General features: G+C 54.1%; 22 protein-coding genes. 5 read left to right on the top strand and 17 right to left on the bottom strand.

The genetic code is table 11. The features are described 5' to 3' along the window. Positions 1-362: 362 nt before the first annotated feature. A complete protein-coding gene (gene thrC, locus PCH05_RS04985; RefSeq protein ID WP_127601256.1) occupies positions 363-1604 on the bottom strand; it encodes a threonine synthase in 1242 nt (413 codons plus the stop codon). A gap of 169 nt (positions 1605-1773) precedes the next feature. Here thrC and PCH05_RS04980 point away from each other — a divergent pair, with 169 nt between their 5' ends. Further along, the gene (locus PCH05_RS04980; protein WP_127601255.1) at positions 1774-2658 is read left to right on the top strand and encodes a LysR family transcriptional regulator; all 885 of its coding nucleotides are present in this window, start codon (positions 1774-1776) and stop codon (positions 2656-2658) included. A 7-nt stretch (positions 2659-2665) separates the two neighbouring features. Here the strand turns inward: PCH05_RS04980 and PCH05_RS04975 are convergent, their stop codons facing one another. Together PCH05_RS04975 and PCH05_RS27880 are read right to left on the bottom strand one after the other, a co-directional pair. Then, positions 2666-2890, bottom strand: a complete 225-nt coding sequence (locus tag PCH05_RS04975; protein ID WP_127601254.1) for a hypothetical protein — start codon at positions 2888-2890, stop codon at positions 2666-2668. Positions 2891-2929: 39 nt separating this feature from the next. Further along, the gene (locus tag PCH05_RS27880; protein WP_281278745.1) at positions 2930-3052 is read right to left on the bottom strand and encodes a MerR family transcriptional regulator; all 123 of its coding nucleotides are present in this window, start codon (positions 3050-3052) and stop codon (positions 2930-2932) included. A gap of 106 nt (positions 3053-3158) precedes the next feature. On the opposite strand from PCH05_RS27880, the gene PCH05_RS04970 reads away from it, so the two are divergent. Beyond that, positions 3159-3497, top strand: a complete 339-nt coding sequence (locus tag PCH05_RS04970; RefSeq protein WP_127601253.1) for a hypothetical protein — start codon at positions 3159-3161, stop codon at positions 3495-3497. A gap of 209 nt (positions 3498-3706) precedes the next feature. Beyond that, the gene (locus tag PCH05_RS04965) at positions 3707-4186 is read left to right on the top strand and encodes a GyrI-like domain-containing protein (RefSeq protein WP_127601252.1); all 480 of its coding nucleotides are present in this window, start codon (positions 3707-3709) and stop codon (positions 4184-4186) included. 95 nt (positions 4187-4281) lie between these two features. Here PCH05_RS04965 and PCH05_RS04960 read toward each other — a convergent pair whose 3' ends face one another. From PCH05_RS04960 to PCH05_RS04925, 10 genes are all read right to left on the bottom strand, one after another. Further along, positions 4282-6255 carry an FUSC family protein gene (locus tag PCH05_RS04960; protein WP_127601251.1) on the bottom strand — a complete coding sequence of 658 codons (1974 nt, stop codon included), beginning with the start codon at positions 6253-6255 and terminating at the stop codon, positions 4282-4284. 90 nt (positions 6256-6345) lie between these two features. Further along, entirely contained in the window at positions 6346-6786 is a 441-nt protein-coding gene (locus PCH05_RS04955) for a MarR family winged helix-turn-helix transcriptional regulator (RefSeq protein WP_127601250.1), read from the bottom strand. Between the two features lie 371 nt (positions 6787-7157). Beyond that, positions 7158-8048, bottom strand: coding sequence for an ROK family protein (locus PCH05_RS04950; protein WP_127601249.1), 891 nt, complete (start codon positions 8046-8048; stop codon positions 7158-7160). 34 nt (positions 8049-8082) lie between these two features. Continuing rightward, positions 8083-8784: an N-acetylmannosamine-6-phosphate 2-epimerase gene (locus PCH05_RS04945; protein ID WP_127601248.1), complete on the bottom strand. Its 702-nt coding sequence runs from the start codon at positions 8782-8784 to the stop codon at positions 8083-8085. Positions 8785-8992: 208 nt separating this feature from the next. Continuing rightward, on the bottom strand, positions 8993-9169 hold the full coding sequence (locus tag PCH05_RS27180) for a hypothetical protein (protein WP_164766542.1): 177 nt from the start codon (positions 9167-9169) through the stop codon (positions 8993-8995). Between the two features lie 182 nt (positions 9170-9351). Further along, positions 9352-9774 carry a MerR family transcriptional regulator gene (locus tag PCH05_RS04940; protein WP_127601247.1) on the bottom strand — a complete coding sequence of 141 codons (423 nt, stop codon included), beginning with the start codon at positions 9772-9774 and terminating at the stop codon, positions 9352-9354. A gap of 18 nt (positions 9775-9792) precedes the next feature. Beyond that, a complete protein-coding gene (locus tag PCH05_RS27610; protein ID WP_246049362.1) occupies positions 9793-10404 on the bottom strand; it encodes a zinc-binding dehydrogenase in 612 nt (203 codons plus the stop codon). Continuing rightward, the gene (locus PCH05_RS27605; RefSeq protein WP_246049361.1) at positions 10405-10800 is read right to left on the bottom strand and encodes an alcohol dehydrogenase catalytic domain-containing protein; all 396 of its coding nucleotides are present in this window, start codon (positions 10798-10800) and stop codon (positions 10405-10407) included. It abuts the gene before it with no gap. Positions 10801-10983: 183 nt separating this feature from the next. Then, positions 10984-11262, bottom strand: a complete 279-nt coding sequence (locus tag PCH05_RS04930; protein ID WP_127601246.1) for a hypothetical protein — start codon at positions 11260-11262, stop codon at positions 10984-10986. 166 nt (positions 11263-11428) lie between these two features. Beyond that, a complete protein-coding gene (locus PCH05_RS04925; RefSeq protein ID WP_127601245.1) occupies positions 11429-13123 on the bottom strand; it encodes a methyl-accepting chemotaxis protein in 1695 nt (564 codons plus the stop codon). Between the two features lie 328 nt (positions 13124-13451). Between PCH05_RS04925 and yedE the strand changes: the two genes are divergently transcribed. Both yedE and yedF read left to right on the top strand, forming a co-directional pair. Further along, positions 13452-14639, top strand: coding sequence for a selenium metabolism membrane protein YedE/FdhT (gene yedE, locus PCH05_RS04920; protein WP_127601279.1), 1188 nt, complete (start codon positions 13452-13454; stop codon positions 14637-14639). Beyond that, a complete protein-coding gene (yedF, locus tag PCH05_RS04915; protein ID WP_127601244.1) occupies positions 14629-14856 on the top strand; it encodes a sulfurtransferase-like selenium metabolism protein YedF in 228 nt (75 codons plus the stop codon). Before yedE ends, yedF begins: the two co-directional genes overlap by 11 nt. Positions 14857-14925: 69 nt before the next feature. On the opposite strand, the gene PCH05_RS04910 is transcribed toward yedF, so the two are convergent. The 4 genes from PCH05_RS04910 to PCH05_RS04895 all read right to left on the bottom strand — a co-directional run bounded on the left by PCH05_RS04910 (position 14926) and on the right by PCH05_RS04895 (position 19508). Next, positions 14926-15333 (bottom strand): hypothetical protein, encoded by a 408-nt coding sequence (locus tag PCH05_RS04910; protein WP_127601243.1) that lies wholly within the window; start codon positions 15331-15333, stop codon positions 14926-14928. A gap of 280 nt (positions 15334-15613) precedes the next feature. Beyond that, entirely contained in the window at positions 15614-16624 is a 1011-nt protein-coding gene (locus PCH05_RS04905; protein WP_127601242.1) for an NADP-dependent oxidoreductase, read from the bottom strand. A gap of 168 nt (positions 16625-16792) precedes the next feature. Beyond that, a complete protein-coding gene (locus PCH05_RS04900; protein WP_127601241.1) occupies positions 16793-17083 on the bottom strand; it encodes an ArsR/SmtB family transcription factor in 291 nt (96 codons plus the stop codon). Positions 17084-17240: 157 nt separating this feature from the next. After that, the gene (locus PCH05_RS04895; protein WP_127601240.1) at positions 17241-19508 is read right to left on the bottom strand and encodes a M56 family metallopeptidase; all 2268 of its coding nucleotides are present in this window, start codon (positions 19506-19508) and stop codon (positions 17241-17243) included. Between the last annotated feature and the right edge of the window lie 9 nt (positions 19509-19517).

The following is a 19517-nucleotide window of genomic DNA, read 5'->3' as shown; positions in this document are numbered from 1 at the left end:
TTTTTTTGATCGATGCACAGGCTATAATCAGCTCATTTCTTATATAGTAAAAATGTTATGAATGTTGTTCTTCTATATAAAATCCATATAAAATCCAAGAAAATATATTTCCTTTATATTTATTTTCTACTATAAACCACCTCCTTTTGATATACAATATTTAACACTCGGGTGCATATCTGCGGCTACATTTTACACAGAGTTAATTTCTGCAAAACACAGCTGTGAACTTCCTGTTCAATGCCGGCCGAAGATCTAGAAAAAAAGCCGTCCTAATTAGGACGGCTTAACCCCGGAAAAGGTTACTTAAATGTTGAAAAATATCTATTATATGTAAATATCGATGTAGGACCCCCGGCATGCTATGCCGTTTCCATGCTTTTCTGTACGGCTTCCACGGTCAGCTTCGCATAGGCCGGGGAAGATACCGTCTCCGTCAAAATATCCGTATCCTTCAATAAATTCCCGGTCAAAATGCACAAGGCGCGCTCATCCTTGTCGATCACCTGCTCACGCATCAGCTTGGTAAGCCCCGCCAGCGTGGACGCCGACGCCGGCTCACAGCCGATCCCGCTGCGGTCAATCATCCGCTTCGCTTCCAGGATCTCTTCGTCCGTCACGCTGCAGGTCACGCCCTGACAGAGCCGCAAGGCGCGGCGGGCGATTTGCCAGCTTGGCGGATGTCCGATATTCAGCGCGGAAGCCTTGGTAAACGGCTTCGGCTCCGGAACCAGCTCTTCCCGTCCCTCCGCCATCATGCGATGGAAGGGGCTTGCTCCCTCCGCCTGAATTAGAGCAATGCGCGGCAGCTTTGAAATCATGCCCAGGCTGTGGAGATCGCTGAGCCCTTTGCCCAAAGCCGAAACATTGCTGAGCGCACCGCCGGGAATAATAATCCACTCCGGAAGCTCCCAGTTCAGCGACTGCGCGATTTCATAAATAATGCTTTTCTGCCCCTCAATCCGCAGCGGATTCACCGAGTTGCAGACATACAGGCCAAGCTCCTTCCCATGCTGCTCCAGAAAACGGATGCCGTCATCATAGGTACCATCAAACCGGATCACCTGCGCTCCGTAGGCCATCGTCTGCAGAACCTTGTTCGCGGATACACTGTGGCTTGGCACGAACACTTGCGACGAGCAGCCTGCCATAGCGGCATACATCGCAAGCGATGAAGAGGTATTGCCCGTAGAGGCGCATGCGAACCGGGTATACCCCAGCATACGGCCATGGGAAACGGCAGCCGTCATGCCGTTGTCCTTGAAGGAACCACTCGGATTCTCGCTTTGGGCTTTAAAATACAACTCCCGGATCCCCAGCTTTTCGCGAATCGCGCCGGAGGTGTACAGCCCGGTGTTACCTTCATATTTCGTCACGATATGCTCTGGCGGGAGCTGCGGGTCAATCAGCTCCTTATAGCGCCATACCCCGCTCGCATACACCGACAGCCGCTCAGCGAGCCTCTCCTTGAACAGCGCCTTCAGCTTTTCTCCGTCCAGACCTCTCAGGTCCTGAACCCCCTCCATTCTCCCCCCGCAGCTGCAGGAGATGCCGTACTCACGCCACGCCTGCTCTGCTCCGCAATCCACACATACCTGTTTCATCCGCTCTTCATCCTCTCATTCCGATTGGAGGTTTATATATGGCTCATTGCCATACGCTCCGGTTAGGATTAGAATAATCAGAAGCGTTTGATAAATCTAATATATTATTTTGTCTATTACATAATATTTCGTTATGAGTTATAACAACCGAAGGGAGTCATCCATGCCTATGAACCTGCATGCATTACGTTTTTTTGCCAAGGTGGCGGAGACCGGCAGCGTGACGCTGGCTTCGGAGCTGCTGCGCGTCAGCCAGCCGGCCGTCACCGCACAGATCAAACGGCTGGAGAAAGAGCTTGGGGTCCAGCTCTGGACTCCGCAGGGCCGCGGAGTTTCACTCACCGAAGCCGGGCGGATGCTGGCTGGCGAGGCACAGAGGCTGTTCGAGCTCGAACAGCGCATCGAGATGAACCTGGAGCGTTTGATGCAGGGTCTGTCGGGGAAACTGCAGCTTGCGGCTACCTATCTGCCTGCCAATTTTCTGCTTCCGCGAACGATCGCCGCTTATAAACAGCGCTATCCCTCCGTCGAGATCGAGCTGACCACGACCAACTCCAGCCAGGCACTGGAGCTGCTGGTTCACTTCAAGGCCGACATCGCCATCGTCGGAGGCAGCGACGCAGAACATCCGCTGCTTCAGCGAACCTCCTGGGTGAAGGACGACATGTGCTTTGTCGTGCATCCGGGCCACCGCCTGGCAGGGGCAGAAGCAACGCTAGCCGATATACTGCGGGAGCCGTTTATTTTCCGGGAAGAGGGAAGCTTCTCCCGGGAGCAGCTCCTTGCCCTGTGCCGGCTTCATCGTCTCCCGGCCCCGGCGATCGGGCTTCAGATGAACGGGCTGCATGAGACGCTGCGCGTCGTCATGGAGGGGTATGGCGCCGCCTTCCTCTCTTCGCTGGAAACCGAAGCCTTCGTAGCCCGCAACGAACTCGCCAAGGTCCATGTCAAGGAAGCGCAGCTGAGCAATCCCATTTCGGTATATACACGCAAAGAACCGCTTCCTCCGGCCGCGCGCCACTTCCTGGATGATCTCCTCCGCGTTTTCCGTTAGCAGCCGTCTACCGGGATTGCCGGAGCATCCGCAGCGACTTCAGCTCCCGTGAAGCCTCCTCCAGCCGCAGCCGGCGCTCCCTGAGGCATGCCTCCTCCTCCCTTATCGAGGCTAGCCTCTCCTCGAGGGCTTCCTCGACGCCGAGAAGCAGCGCCTCGCTTCCGCAGCCGCTGCTGCGCTTCCATTCGAATATGGCCTGAATGTCCTTCAGCGGCAGGCCGTAGCTTTTCAACTCCTGAATTACCTGGATGTCCTCTACATGAGCTTCGCTTTATTCCCGCTTTCCATCCGGCCCAAGCGACCGGATCAGCTGCAGGTCCTCGTAATGCCTCACCGTATCCTTGGTCGTCCGGGTCCTTCTGACGAACTCGCCAATCCTCACTTTATCCCCCACCGCTTTCTTTTTTATGAATCCAACCCTTGACACGGGGTCGACCCCGCATTGTTCACTTGACTTGATTGTATTCCAACCCGGTGTGTACGAAAAGGAGGATTTCCACATGACTCTTGCCGTGATTCTGCTTGCTTACAGTCTAGTCAGTCTTGCCGCAGCGGTGGCCCTGATTTGCCGCAGCCCCGTCTCTTCGAGCGGATACAGCCGTTTTGCCGCCTGGTGTGCAACCCTGCTGTTTCTCCTCTCCCACCTGATGCTGCTATTCCTCTCGATCCGGCATCTCTTTAGGCCCGTCGGCTACACTTATTTTATCGGCTGCCTGCTCCTTGTTATCAGCTCCCGCTGGCTGAATGGGCGCGTCCTGTTTGGACAGACCCACTGGCGGCATTATGCGGTGACCGCAGGTATTTTCGCGGCTGCGTTTGCGCTCGATTGGTTGATATAGACTGCCGAAATGCCGCCTGATCGGATTCAACTGATAGCGTCGTACAAATCAGGACAACGCTCGTCAAAATGCGTCAAAAACAGTCGGCATTCCACTTGGCTTACAAGAAGGGAATTTCGACCGTTAAACCGAATGTTATGAATGGAACTAGAATGGAATGCATCGGGTATCGACAGGACATATATTTTGAATTCAGGGAGTGAAGCCTCATGGATTTTCGGATCGTTCACAGGGAAGCCTTTCAGGTGACCGGTAAAATGCGCGAGATATCCACGGTAGACGGAAGCAATTTGCGAGAAATCCCCGCCTTTTGGCAGGACTGCCACACGGATGGGACATCCATGAAGCTGGACGTGCTGGCCGCAGGAAAGGATATGCTCGGCATCTGCATGGATTTTGACGGACAGAACCGTTTTCATTACTTTATAGGGGTAGAGACGGAAGCGGATCAGACCGGAGCCGAAGAATTCGTCTCCCGCGTCATTCCGGCGGCGGACTGGGCCGTCTTCACGTCCGTGGGTCCGATGCCCGGAGCGATTCAGCAGGTGTGGCATCACATCTATGCGGACTGGTTTCCATCAAGCGGTTACGAGCATGCCCGCGGACCGGAGCTGGAGGTCTACCCGCCCGGAGACACCGCAAGCGACGAATACCGCTGCGAGGTGTGGATTCCCGTCTTAAAAAAATAAAACACGCAGCGCATCAAAAGGCCTGTGCAGGTTCCTTTGCGGATTATGCAAAGAATCGGCACAGGCCTTTTATCTTAGCTGAGGTCAACCGCAGCTTAGAGCGGAGCGGCGCTCTCCCCGATCTGCAGGGCAGCGTGAAGCTCAAGCAGCTCATCGCGCAATACCGAAAAAGAGGGAAGCTCCGGGATCTCAACCGGCGCGGGCGACGCCGACTGTTCAGCGGCAGCCGCCAGCGTTTCGAACGCCAGCTCCAGCTTGCGCAGCGTTTCGGCCGGCTCCCGGTGCTTCAGCGCTCTCTCCCCTGCTGCGATGAGCACATAGCCGAAATGCTGGATTTCGGCCAAGGCCGGCCACCACAGGCTGATTCGCTCGCGCTGCCGGACCGATTCGGCCAGCGCCGCATCGAAGAGCAGTCTGACCCGGAGCAGGGCCGTTTCCAGCTCGGCAGCCTGGTTGGCTTCTCCTGTCGGCTGTCCTCCTGCCAGGATCCGATTCATCAAGGCGCCCTCCTTGCGGATCACCTCTGCCAGCGCACCGGGCAGCCGGCTGGAGGAAGCGCGCCGCCATAGCAGCAGAACGCCTGCCAGTCCGATGGCGCTGCCGACCAGAATGTCGACGAGGCGGGCCGACATAAAGTAGCTCATCGCGGTTTCCGGATGATTGCTCTCCGCAATCAGGAGCGTGCTCGGCGTAATGAAAATGACAGCCAGCGCATAATTGCGCAGGTAGATCAGCTCCACGATAAACTGCAGGACAGCCATCGCCAAAGCCACATAGATGCCCTCCGGCTTCAAGGAGAGCAGGACTCCTCCCGTCAGCAGGCCGACGATAGTGCCCGCGGTGCGCTGCAGCGCGCGGTGCAGCGTGCCGATCGCCGTCGTGCCGAGCATCACGGCGGCACAGGACAGCGGTACCCAGTAGGAACGGTGAAAGCCCAATCCGTAAGCCACGGCAGCGGCGATGGCGATCATGATGCCATACCGGCCGGCCGTGCTAAGCAGCGTCGAGTGACGGTTGAAAGCTCCCGCCAGGATGAGCCGCAGCTTGTTCGCGGGCTCGTCCGGCATCGCCAGTTGCGGCGCTTCGCCGGTGCCATGCAGCAGAGCCTGCGCTTCTTCGATCTGCTGGGCCAGACGACCGCCGAGGCTGCCATGCCCCGTCCAAGAAAGCGGACTTTCACCGAGCGGCTTCTTCCCCGCTCCGCTTCGAACGTCCCTGGCTATGGAGCGGAGCGACTTCACCGCCGCGGCGGCGTCTGCTTGGACTTGATGGCCAAGGGCCATATCCACCAGCGTCAAGTAGATCTCGTTAGCCTTTTGCGACAAGAGCATCAGACGCCGGGTCGGCTCATAAGCCTTCCGCCAGCGCAGCTCCCCGCCCGCAACCATCTGCCCTGCATTCCGCAGGGAGACAGCCGCCTGATGCTGCGCCTCATATTGATGCTCGGTGCCGACCGAGCCGAGAAACCGGGCAAGCGAAGCATAAGCACCCGAAACAGCCTTGGTTTCCGGGCGGTGCGGATGCATCGTCCAGCCAGACATGGCAACGAGCCATGCCCATACGCCGCCCATAAGAACAAAGCCGGTCCGCAGCGGAACGGCTGATAAGTCCTGCGGCAAACTCGTACCGACGGCGAAGGTCAGAATCAAAAACATGGCCGACGGACCTTTCACCTGAAAAGCCCCGAAGCAGAACACGGCTATCGCTCCGATGAGGCCAAAAAGCAGCACCATCAGCCAAGGGATGCTTCCCGTCAATGAGCCAAGCCCGAAGGATAAGGCCATTCCGAGGGCCACGAGCAGCAGCTTGATCGCCCGCTGCCTGTAAGTTTCATTGCCTACGTACAAAAAAGCAAAGCCTCCGATGGAGGCGCATAATCCGTAATCCATATGTCCGGTCAAGGCGCCGATCAGGACCGGAATTCCAGCGCTGATGGCGGAGCCGATCCCGCGGAACCACTGCAGCGGCAGCGGACGAATGCGGAAAGCATCCCGCATCTTTCCCGGTGCAGGTGCCTGCTGAACGGTTCGGCGCCGAACATAGGGGCCTTGATGCGATTCGGTTATCATAAAGCATTCTCTCCCATGTCGATCTCTATTTTGTCTTTCGTTTCGATATCATCCAAACCCCGGCGGCGCGCTCGCAAGAGCCGCTAGGCTTTACGTTTCTTTGGCAGACTCAGCATGCTGCTGAATCTTCATTAGCGTCGCCAGAAACACCCGGAGGTCCTCCTCAGGAATGCCGGCGACAATTTCTTCTTCAAATAGCCGGTTCACATACGTAAACAGCCGCTCGCGCAGCCGTCTGCCCTCATCGGTAATAAAAATCAAAAACGAGCGCCGATCGTCCATGTTCCTTCCTCTGCGGACCAGCTGCTTGCGTTCCAGAATATCCAGTATTTTGGTCAGCGTCGCCTGATCCTTATCCGCGAGAAGCGCCAGCTCCTTTTGCGTAATCCCGTCCTGTTCCCCCAGACGCTTCAGCACTGTCCACTGCTCCGGCGTAATATCGTCTTCCTTGAAATGCATCGTCAAATACCGCATAAGGGCACGGCTGGTCTTCGAAATCAGGTGCCCGTACAGATGTTCTTTGTCCTCCATGCCTGAAGCTGCCGCTCCCTTCCTTAACCGCCTGTTGTAGTTCTATTCTATATAATTAAATGGTTTTTGTAAATACTATATGTATACAAACTATTATTATGATAAGTTATTGACGAAGTATAAATTAAAATTATGAAGCTGATATGCTTGCCTTTGCCCATGTGCAAATTGTGTTAGACAAGCTTTCCTTACGATATCAGGATGCGTGTTCTGGCCGTTGATCATTCCAAAAAAATAAAAAACGTATTTTATACGTCTTAATATGCTGAAAAGCGGCCTGTCGGCCGCTCTCGGGACTGCGCTTATGAGATTTAAAATACATGCTGACCCTTAGGATCGACGATAAAATCCATTCCACTAAGGGGACTTGTCTAGAGCCGGTCTGCTATCAGCCTGGCCGCGCCGATCGCTCCCGCCTCATTGCCGAGCAGTGCCGGCCGCACATCCGCCCGAAGCCGCATGCCATCCATGGCTTCAAGCAGCAGCGGCCACCAGATCGCCCTGGAATCGACCAGACCGCCACCAATGAGGATGGCCTCAGGATTCAATCCGTTATGAAGATTATGGATGACGACCGCCAGATGGGCTGCGAATTGTTTCAACACCTTCGTCACCAGCGGTTTCCCCTTCAGGTGATCATCCATGACCCCAACGCCGGAAGCATACGCATGGCCCGTCGCTTCGTTCGCAAGCTTCACAAGAGCCGATCCTGACAAGTACTGCTCGATGCAGCCGTTCAGACCGCAGTTGCAGGGCCGGCCGCCGGGGACGAGCACCGTATGTCCCCATTCCCCGCCATTCCAATGAGCGCCCCTGTACAGGTCTCCGCCGATCATATTAGCCCCGCCCACGCCCGTACCGAGCGTAAGCATGGAGAGATCCCGCAAGCCCTTCCCGGCTCCGAGCCAAGCCTCGCCTGCAAGTGCGGTATTGGCATCATTATCGACGAAGACCGGAAGCCTGTAAGCCGCTTCCATGATCACCTTCACAGGAGCCCCCTGCCAGCCCGGCAAATTATCCGTCGCGTACACGATCTCGCCCGTCTGGACGTTGACCCTGCCGGCGGTGCCGATCCCGATGCCCTGCACATCGCCATGCTTTGCCAGCAGGTCATCCACCAACAGCTTCATATTTTCTAATATGCGCTCCTTGCCCTGACTCGCCTCCGTCGCCGTTTTGCCCTGCTCAAGAAGCTGGCCTGAGCCGTCCACGACGATGCCCTTGATCGAAGTACCGCCGATATCAATTCCTATCACCTTCATGCCTGCCCCATTCCTTTCTTGTCCCGGCCCTGCTTTAACGGGCTTCCCCTTCCATCGCTTCGCGGACGGCCGCGGCAAATTTCTCCGTGATAAGCTTGGGTCTGGTAATGGCGGATCCAACGACGACGGCATGCGCTCCTAGCCTCAGGCACTGCGCTGCCTGCTCCGGCGTATGGATGCGCCCTTCCCCGATGACCGGAATAGGCATGTGATGCACCGCTTTACGCAGAAGCTCGAAGTCAGGTTCTTTTAGCTGCGGCGAATAAGGCGTATAGCCGGAAAGCGTCGTCGAGATGCAGTCCACTCCCAGTGATGCGGCATATTCCGCTTCTTCGATCGTCGAAATATCGGCCATGACCTTCTGTCCCTGCTCCTTCATATAGGCCACAAGGGCTTCGAGCGTTTCTCCGCCTGGTCTTGGGCTGCGTGTGGCATCCAGAGCGATTACGTCCACTCCCGTCTCCATTAGCTCCCGCACCTCGCGCAAGGTCGGGGTAATATATACGCCGCTATCGGCGTAATCCCGTTTGATAATGCCGATAATCGGCAGCTTCGTTACCCGCTTGATGGCGGTAATATCGTGAACGCCGTTCGCGCGGATCCCCGCGGCGCCTCCCTGCTCGGCGGCCAAGGCCATCTTGGCCATCGTATCGCCCCCATGCAGCGGTTCATCCTCCAGTGCCTGGCAGGAAACAATCAATCCACCTTGAATGTTGTTGAAATACGGGTCGTCCATGCATTCATCTCCTGTTACCCTCTACCGGTCGGTATGTGGATCATTTTTCCGATGCTTATTGAACCCTATTATAGCAGTTAATAAAGATTTTCTCCATTATTAAATGTATATCGGGAGATTATTTCTTTCATAATAAAACACGCCGATTTCCGGAGAATCATCCCTTATGCTTTCTGACTCTCCCAATCAGCGTTATTCCGGCCCGTTATTAACAAAAACGCTTGAAGTTGATGTTGCCGTGCTTCATGCGCAGCGCATCGCGCAGCTCGATCAGATCCTTCTCCGCCATCTGCTCCAGCACGTTTCTTCGGTAATCCAGCCCATGCTCTTCCGCCAAATCCAGTATCCCTCGGATATACAGCTCTCTGTAATCCTTCGCATCCACGCTGACTGATCCCTCCCATAAATAACGAAGCTTATATAAAATGTACCCACATTCCACGGTGAAACCGCAAACCGCCATAATGTTCCGGGCAAAAATGCAATGATCGGCAACAACTCACATGCACCGCATGTAAACATCATGCGATCCCATGCAAAAAGGGGCTGCCTCGGGCAGCCCTTTTATTATTTGATGATACGTTCACCGTCGTCTTGCTTCTTCGCCTGCAGACGCTCGGCATAATAAGCGCATTTCGCCGCAGCGGCCGCCTTCACTCTCGCGACCTCCTGCATCCGCGCATCCAGTTCTTTCATATGCTCCGTCAAAATGCGAATCCGCTTCTCCAATACATTCGTCCAATCCTGCTGTTCCCCGCTTGGTGACAGGATGCATCCGTCCTCCATGAAAAGTGCGATTTCGCTGAGCTTCATTCCGGTCTGCTTCAGTCCTTGAATGAAGGAGATCAGCTGCACATCCTGATCGCTGTAACGGCGGGAGCCTCTTGTCCGTGCGGGAGTCGGCAGCACGCCTATGCTTTCGTAATAGCGAAGCGTATACGCCGTAATGCCGGTAATTTCAGCGACCTCGTTGATGGTGTATTCCTCCATGCTCATCCTCCCGTTTCATTAAAAGGTAAGCACAACCTTGCCGACCGTTCCCGCTTCCAGCATGAGCTGCTGCGCTCTGCCTGCTTCGCGGAAGGGAACACGGCAAAATACGCGTGGTTTCAGCAGCCCTTTTCCGAGCCAGGACAGCAGCAGCTCGGCATCCTCCCTGAACCAGACGGGATGCTCCTGTTTCAGGGACGTAATGCTGTATAGGTATGCCGGATGACCGGTTGGCGTCCGCTTTATCTCCGCCAACTCCCTCCACTGATTTGTCCACGCCTCACGCGTGGACTCCTGAAGTACCGAAGTATGACCAAAGCCGACGAACCGGCCGCGTTCGCCCAGTGTTCGGAAGGAACGCTGCCAGTGATCCCCGCCGATCGGATCGAAGACGGCATCCACACCCCCGGGCATCAGCTGTTGCAGCACTTCGGTGAAATCTGCCTTCCGATAGTCGATCGGCACGGCTCCATAAGCGGCAACACCCGGATGCTTGGCGGACGAAGCCGTCCCGAACATCCGAAGCCCCATCATCCGTCCAAGCTCCAGCAGCGCAGTCCCTACCCCGCCGCCTGCGCCATGGATCAGAACACTGTCCCCGGCAGACACTTCCGCCAACCGGTGCAGCATCTAGTAGGCCGTCACGTAGTTCAACATCACCGAAGCCGCCTGGGCGGCGTCCACATCATGCGGGATCCGCAAAGCCTCCTCTGCGGGCAAGTTAATATAGGCAGAATATGCACCCGTTCCATTCAGGAAAGCCCCTACCCGCTCACCGCGGACATATTCCGTTACGAGCTCCCCCACATCCTCCACGAATCCTACCGCTTCATAGCCCGGCGTGAAGGGAGGCAGAGGCGAGTCCAGATAAGTTCCTTCCCTGCGCATGACATCCGCCAGCGCCACACCTGCCGCTTCCACCCGGATGCGGATGTCCCGGTGCCCCGGAGGGGACAGCTCCTCTTCAACCACCTTGAGAACATCAGGACCGCCATATCGTTCTACCACGATTTTCGTATTTTGCATGCTCATCCCCTGCTTTCTATTCCATGTGCACTTATTCTACAGGTTAGAGCAAACTCGAAGTCAACCTATAATTTAGCGGAAAGAAGAAGCAAGATTCGAATCGAATTCGGCGGAATTGAAAATATAGAAAAGCCCATTACTCCCGCCTGCAGGGTAATGAGCTTTCTGCGAATGATGTTGGCTCTAGTCTTCGTCTACGGCAATCCCTATATCCATCAGGTAATCCATCTCGGCATCAAGTACAGCCTCGACGGTCATTTCATCCAGTTTGACATCTTTACGGCTCAGGACGTAATCGACCAGATCATCGCTATCGATTTCCACTTCGCCTTGTTCATTCGCTTCCGCCGTGTTAATGAACGTCTTTTCATGCTTCAGGACAACCCTGATGCTTTCGGGTTCAGCGCCCGTCTCAGCCGCTATGTACTGCACAAGCTCCTGCTCGTTGACTGTGCCGCTCATGGCCTTTTCATCTCCTTATTTCATGTCCTAGCGCCATTGTAACACAAAATGAAGTGGTTTCCATTTTTTCAAGCGGCAATTTACCAATTTTACAAAAAGCAGGAGTTCCTCTTACATGGCTTCTTATTCATTTCAGACAGGCTTAGGCTTCCCATAATCAGTAATTTTAGCTGTTTTCGTATTTGAATGTCCGGATCTCTCCCTGCAGATCTTTCGCCATTTCGTTCATGGCGGACGTCGAGGCGGAAATTTCCTCCATCGCCGCCAGCTGCTCTTCAGTCACGGCTGCGACGCTTTGGGAATGCTCGGCAATGTGTGAAGACAGCTCTACCATTCGTTCTTCCGACTTCAGCAGCTGCTCCGTCAGAGCGGATAGCTCCTCCGTGGAAGCCGATACCTCCTGCGCCTGTCCCGTCACGGTCTGGATGGACGTGAAAATTTCCTGAAACGCATCTCCCGTCTTCTCCATCGACGCTTTTCCCGCCTCCAGCTCCTTGGAGCTTCGGTTCATTGCATCAACCGATTTCGACACCTGGCCGACCATGTCGCGTATGCCCCCGGCAATTTGCTCCGAAGCCGCGCTCACCTGTTCCGCCAGCTTTTTTACTTCACCGGCTACGACGGCGAAGCCTCTGCCATGCTCTCCGGCACGTGCCGCCTCAATGCTGGCATTCAGCGACAGCAGATTCGTCTGGTCGGCGATTCCCTTGATGAAGAGGGTGATGCTCTCGATTCGCTGCGAACGATCCCCTAAATCATGAACCGTTCCCAAGGAATCCTCCATGACCGCCTGGATTTTTTGCATCTGCGAAACGGTTTCCGCCAGCAGCTCCAAGCCTTGCTCCGACTGTTTTTGCATCGTCTCCGCCGTTTCAACGGTCACCGATGCGGACTCCGCGATGCGCTGCAGGCTTGCCGCGCTTTCTTCCATCGCCGCCTTATTCTCCTTCATGCGGGCCATCTGGCTCTCCGCTGCACCAGACACCTCCTGCATCGATTCGGTAATCTGCCGGGAAGCAAGCACGGTCTGCTCCGATCCGAGCGTCAGCTCTCCGGATGCGGTTGCCACTTCAGATGCATGATGGTCGACCTGACGCATAAGCCGCTTCAACGTATGCTTCATTTCGTCGAAGGAACGTGCCATACTGCCGATTTCGTCCTTTTGACGAATGTTCAGATCCGCAACCGTCAAATCGCCGGCGGCAATCTGCTTCACGGCACGGGCCACCAGGGTCACGGGGCGGGAGATCATCCGTATCATCAGATAAGCCATGAGGATGCCCACCAGCAAGGACAGCAGCACCGTTACACCGAGCACCGTCTTCGTCCTTTGTTCCTGTTCACTTGTCTTTTGCAAGTCCGCATTCAGCTGTTCCTGCTGGTAGTTTTCCAGCTCAGCCGCGGCTGCGGTCATGTTCTTCACCATCGGCGCGCATTTCTCTTCGACAAGGCGGGTATACGTCGCAACATCGTTCTTTTTCTTATAGGCTGCAATCTCATCCACTATCACGGCATACTGTTGTTCAAGCTCGAAAAGCTGTTCGGACATTTCTTTCCCTTTGCCCGTTTTGATGGACGCCTGGATTTCCGATTTCGCTTTACCGAAATCCTTGCGGCTGTTCTCATAGCTCGCCAAATGCTCCTCGTTGCCGGTCAGCAGGTACCCCCTCACATTTTCGGCTTCCAGCGCGGCAATCCGTCCGAGATCCTTTGCCAGAAGCATTTTCGCTACACGGTCATCCAGGAGCGACCGATAACTTTGGTTCGCATTCGACAGCTGTACCCAACCAATCGTGCCCACAATCATGGTAATGACCAATACGGCAGCGAAGCTTAAAGAAAGTTTCTGTTTAAATCTCATCCTTGCTAGCTCCTTCTATTTATGTAATTTATCGAGACTTATTACCTATGTTTATATACAATTTTATACACGATATTCAATTTTATAAAACTATATTTTTTAAAATATAATCGTTTGGATTATCCATTTGAATCACAAATTCACACAATAGACATATTTGGAGGCAGTCCTCGCTAAATTAGCCATTTCGAACCAGATGAGACAAATCTCAAATTCGCACACAATCACCAGAAAATGATGTAAAATTGATAGGGCTTGGAACATATACATTCATCATCAATTGAATGATCGGGTCAAGAAAGGCAGGAATAGACACGTGTTAAAAAGAATGTTCAATCAGTATTGGAGCCCTTATCTGGTCATGGCCGTTGCCGGCGTGCTTAGCGCTCTGTACTTCGGCATCACCAAGACGGTATGGGCGGTAACCGGCGAGTTCACCCGTCTCGGTGGGCATATTCTGGAATGGTTCGGCGTCGACATCTCCGGGTGGGCTTATTTCAAATTGATTCATATGGAAGGCACGACCTTTACCCGTACAGACGGCTGGATCGTGTGGGGCATGTTCATCGGGGCGCTGCTCATGGTGCTGCTCGGCAACAATTTCAAAATCAGGATGCCGCGGCAAAAGCGCCGCTGGGTGCAGGGGCTGATCGGCGGCTTTATCGCCGGCTTCGGCGCACGAATGGCGCTTGGGTGCAACCTCGCAGCCTTCTTCACCGGCGTGCCGCAGTTCTCGCTGCACTCGTGGATTTTCATCGTCGCCACGGCGATCGGCACCTTTGGCGGGGCCAAGATCGTTGGCACTTCCTGGTGGAAGGGCAAGCCTGTTCTGCAGAAAGGGAATACCGCCAAGATCGTGAAGGAACGCGCCAAAATTCAGCCGTATATCGGCATGGTGCTTGCGGTCGGCTATGCTGCACTGATCATTTATTTTTATGCGGCGGGCAAAAACATGCTGGGTACCGCCGCTCTGTTCGGCGCCTTGTTTGGCATTCTGATTGAGAGGGGACAAATCTGCTTCACCTCCGCCTTCCGCGATTTGTGGATCAGCGGACGGGCCACCATGACCAAAGCGATCACGCTCGGCATGGCGGTCAGCTCGGTTGTCACACTCATCATTATCCTGGTGGGCGGCATGGATCCCGTCACCAAAATGGCGGCTCCCAGCACGCTGATCGGCGGCCTGCTGTTCGGTGTCGGCATCGTCATGGCCGGCGGCTGCGAAACCGGCATGATGTACCGGCTGATGGAAGGGCAGGTCGTCTTCCTGCCGGTATTCATCGGCAACATCGCTGGCGCGACCGTGCTTGCATACGGCTGGGATCATCTCGGTATTTACAACGCGCTGGTGAAGATGGGCAAGCCGATCAACCTGATCACAGAGCTGGGGGCGGCTTGGGCGCTGATCCTAACGCTTGTCCTGCTGGCCGCAGGCTTTATCGTCGCTGTCTTCTGGCAGAAAAACTACCGCTTCGGCGTCGGATTCAAGAAAGGGGAAACCAAACATGTCCATTGATTACACGCTCGATCTCCGCGGAGAATCTTGTCCTTATCCGGTAATCTACACCCTTGAAACGCTGCAAGGAATGAAAAAGGGAGAGCTGCTTCAAGTCATCGCCGACTGTCCGGCAGCCTTCCGCAACGTGCCCGAGGAAGTCGTCAAGCATGGCTACACGCTGGAGAAGGAGCCCATGAAAAACGGCAAAGAGCTGCTCTTCTTCATCCGGGCGTAGACCAACGTAGATTTTCAATATGCATATTTTAAGAAATAACAAAAAGGATTAGGGTGAGCAGCATTCTCCCTAATCCTTTTCAATTTCGAATCGATCCGCCGCCCAAGCCACAAACGGAACGCGGCCTCTCTCGTTCAAATCCTTGATATGAATGAATACGTCCCGGTCCGCTTTCATCGTAAACCGGATCCAATTGTCGTAAAGCTGGACTTTCTCGACCTCGGCCGCATCAAACGTCCGGGTGCCTTGGATATTCACGACGCTCACTTTGTCCCCGCGGATGCGGATGTAACGCATATACACGTATGCGAACCGCAAAGACAGGAGCAATAGCGCCGCCATCAATACGATGTTCCATACGGACTGCGTCCGGGTGTAATGGGAGGTCGACTGCAGCGCCAGCCGGATGATCACAGCAAGCAGGAGCAGTCCAAACATCACGATGTTCATCTTGTTGCCTTTGAATTTTTCAGTCATCGTCTAACAACTTCCTTATCATTCAAAATATGATTTTCGAGGATCAGCGCATAAAGCTATCGGCTCTTCAATATAACGCTAATTTCCTCGGGGCACAAGACATTCACGCAAAAAAAGCCCCCCCTTTCAGCTTCTTCAAAAAAGCCCCTTTCGTTAAAAACGAAAAGGGCTTGGAATCGTTATACGTATCGTTTAACCTGAAAGCCGCTTAGGGAAGAAGGCTAGGATGGATAAAGGACCTGATATCCGGTCCATAACTCCCTCCGCTTTTTCCATCGCCTCAGCTTACTTTGACGAGCATTTTGCCCAGGTTCGTACCCTGGAACAGCTGCAGAAACGCGTCGATCACATGATCGAAGCCGTCGATGATGGTTTCTTCATATTTCAGCTTGCCTTCGGACAGCCATGTTCCGAGCTCCACCAATCCCTCCTGCTGGCGGGAAGCATAATCTCCGAGGACAAAGCCCTTCATCAGCGAACGGGTCTTGATGATTTTCGATTGAATCCGCGGTCCCATGTCGCCGTCCGTGCTGTTGTAGGAAGAAATCGCGCCGCATAGCGGAATCCGCGCATAGTCGTTCAGCAATGTCATGACCGCATCGGACACCGTGCCGCCGACATTGTCAAAATACACATCCACGCCGTTCGGGCAGGCCTCTTCGAGCGCTTTTCCAAGATCCTTCGTCGTTTTATAATTGATGGCTGCGTCAAAACCGAGCTCATTCATAAGATAAGCGCATTTCTCATCCGTTCCGGCAATGCCGACGGCGCGTGCGCCTTGGATCTTGGCAATCTGTCCGACGAACATGCCCACCGAGCCGGCAGCACCGGAAACGACGACCGTCTCTCCGGCCTTCGGCTGGCCGATATCGAGCAGGCCGAAATATGCCGTCAGCCCCGTCAAGCCGAGCACGCTCAAATAAGCGGACAACGGTGCGACGGATTCGTCAATCTTGCGCACGAGCTTCGCGTCAACGACATTATACAGCTGCCATCCCAGCATGCCGATCACTTTGTCGCCGGCCTGAAACGCTTCGGATTTGGATTCGACGATTTCGCCGACGATGCCGCCGGAGATGACTTCATTCAATAGGTACGGGGCCACATATGACTTGGCGTCGCTCATTCTCCCTCTCATGTAAGGATCTACGGACATGTATATCGAACGAACAACGACTTGCCCTGCCTGCGGCTCCTGGACCGGCGCCTCGCGGTATTCAAAGTCCTGCTCTGTCGGCATGCCGACCGGACGTTTTTTCAGGATGATCGATCTATTGGATAACTGACGCATATTGAATCACTGCTCCCTTATTATAATTAAATGTGTTGTACTGGAATAATCAATGACTAAGTACCGTTCATATTCGAAGAAGCTTGAAGTCGCCTTTGTCGCCCTTAAAAATATTAAATAGTTTTAAAACTTTAAAACTATTGATCCGAAAACAGGGTTTCTCGTCCATTATAAACTGTCCAAGAAACCCGGCATCCATTCGTTAAACGTATCCTCCCGCAGCACGCTGTTCTTATTTTGACCTTTGCGGTATAACTCGATCAGATCCGCTTCGTACAAAATTTTGAGATGATACGAGACATTGGACTTGTCCATGCCCATCGCTTCCCCTACCTCGCCGCAGGTATTGCAGCTGCGGTGATGATGCAGGTAACGGATGATCTCAATGCGCTTTACTTCCGATAGGGCCTTGAAAATCTTAGCCCGCTTCTCATCGTCTTTAGAAAGTTTGATAGTCATACGACTATACTATTCTTAGCCGAGAAGGAAGTCAATCTGCCGACGCTTCCTTTTTATGGACCGCCGTTTATCTATACCCCATCCAGGCAATCATTATTTATGCGGAGAAAGAAAGAAGCCGGGCTGCGTGAGCCGGCTCCTTTCCGTATTCCGAATCTTATTTGTCCTGCTGCATCAAATATAGAACGATCTGCTCTTCTTCAGGTGCCTGTCCGGCAAAGTTCGCTTGATAGCAAACGCCGTCCTCCAGCCAGAAGTAGCTGACAAGATCGGTTGCGTTCGGACCACTGAGGGTACCGTCCACCTTGAAAGTTTCCGTTCGCAGCGCTTCCCGTCCCTGGATGGAGACCGGCTGCAGCTTGACGTTGTTCCGTTCCCCATCGATCAGCATAAACGAGACCAACCCTTTATTCTTCATATCCTCATACATCGTCCCGTTCAGCATTTGCGTGAAGTCGACCCTCTTAATGCCCTCGACCTGTTCTCCTCCAGAGCTCTTGTCTGTCTTAATGGGGCGATAGCTCACCTCAAGCAGCATCCGCATGGAATCCTGATCGCTCTCGGGATAGTTAAAATTCACCTTACGGGATACGTAAGATCCGCTTGCAGCAAAGCCCCCGGGGAGTTCGCGCGGAAAAGCGGCATCATATCCGATCAGCTTCTGAGCCCGCCGGATATCCTCGGTGTCAAACAGATACGTAATCGTTCTGCCATGATATTCGTTGTTTTCATAAAGCTTGTTCAGCTCGCGGTCCGGCAGCTTCATAGAAACGATCATGCGCTCGTAATCGTCCGGGCTCAAACCGCCGTAAGAATCCAGCTGATAAGTGATTCCTTGATCCTTCCAGATATAATAGTAGCGCTCCGGCTGACCTTCCCAGGCGAGCATGCGGATTGTGATTCGCAGTCCCTCGGTGCCGGAAAGGGAGATGGGCGCTTTTTCGATGGTGTAGCTCCCTTCTTGATGACCGAACCCCTCAAGAGATTTGCTCTCGTCCGCAACGACTTGTTCAGTGGTCTCTTCCAGGCCTGCGCTGCGCGAGATTTTGAGGTGCATGCTGCCGCTGCTTGTATTTATCCTAGCCTTTATATACTTGATATCCACTTCCGGACTGGCCGAGGATGTCAGCGGTTGAATATGAAAAGACAAGTCGTCAAAAGTATATCCGTCCGGCAGCACCGAAGGCACTTTAAACACGAACGGTGCCATCCGAGCCCCCTTCTCCAGATTATCGTAAACAAGGAACCCTCCATCCTCGAACAGCTTCTCCTTCCCGCCCTGCTCCGCATGAATCCAGGCGGAAGTGCCTGCCTCCGACACCGGTGCGTTCGTCAGCGTTGCCGCGCCGAGCAGAACCACCAGAAGTACGGCCAATAACGAAAACTTATAAGAACCCTTTTTAAAAGAACCGATCATGCGAATCCGCCGCATCATGTCCTTTTCCCCGTTCATGCCTTTGAAGTACAGGAGATGCGGCTGATTCCGTCCTGCGGAATGCCGCTTAAGGAAAGCGATAATCGTCATGCCGTACGGCACGGCCTCCTCTTCGCCAAGCACCTCCAAAGCACAGGCGTCGCAGGCTTGCTCCCGGTCCGATTTCATCCGCCGCATCAGGAACCATACGAACGGGTTCATCCAGTGAATGGCCAATACCAAACTGCCCAGCATGTTCCAAGCCGTATCTTTTCTTTTATAATGGGCCAGCTCATGTGCAAGCACATGCTTGAGGCGGGACGCATCCTCCGCCTCTTGTCCGAATGTGTCTGGCAAATATATTGCCGGACGGACAACGCCCGTAATATAAGGACTTTGTATGCTTGAATCGGTGAATAGCGATACCGGCCGTTGAATGGCAAACAGACTCCGGCATTCTTCCACGATCGACCATGCTTCGGGATTGCTGACGCGGCGGAAGCTTCTCTGCTTTCTCTTGATCCGCAGCCAGTACACCAGATTGTATGCCAGAAAGGCTAACGTACCCGTCAGCCAGACGACGGACAGAACCCGGATCGCCGGATGGGATGCTCGTTCTGCCGGAACCGCGCTTGCTCCATGACCCTGCGGCAACCAAAGCTGCTGCGGGATAGTCTGTGCGTTCTCATTCGTTGTATAATGGGTTTGGTTTGAATTTTCTTTGACGCTGTTTCCACCCTTCGCGCCAGGCTTGTCCTGCTGAAACGATAGGCTGGAGACAGCATTTTTTATCTCTGTAACCGTAGGAATCGCATTAAAAAGGCTTACCGGGCTGTGAGGAAAAACGGGCACCACGAGCCTGACCAGCACAATCAGCCATAATGCATATCTCAGACGGGCGCCGATGCGCCTGCGCAGCAGATGCTGTACGAATATTACCACGATGGCAGCCAAGCTCGCCGTCAATGTCGCCGCGATAAACCACCTGAAGAGGCTCTCGGTAATGTTCATGGGATGACC

The organism is Paenibacillus chibensis, from assembly GCF_004001045.1.
GTDB classification, from domain to species: Bacteria; Bacillota; Bacilli; order Paenibacillales; family Paenibacillaceae; genus Paenibacillus_AQ; species Paenibacillus_AQ chibensis.
The sequence above is the reverse complement of the archived record's forward strand: the minus strand, read 5'-3'. Positions and strand labels throughout refer to the sequence as shown.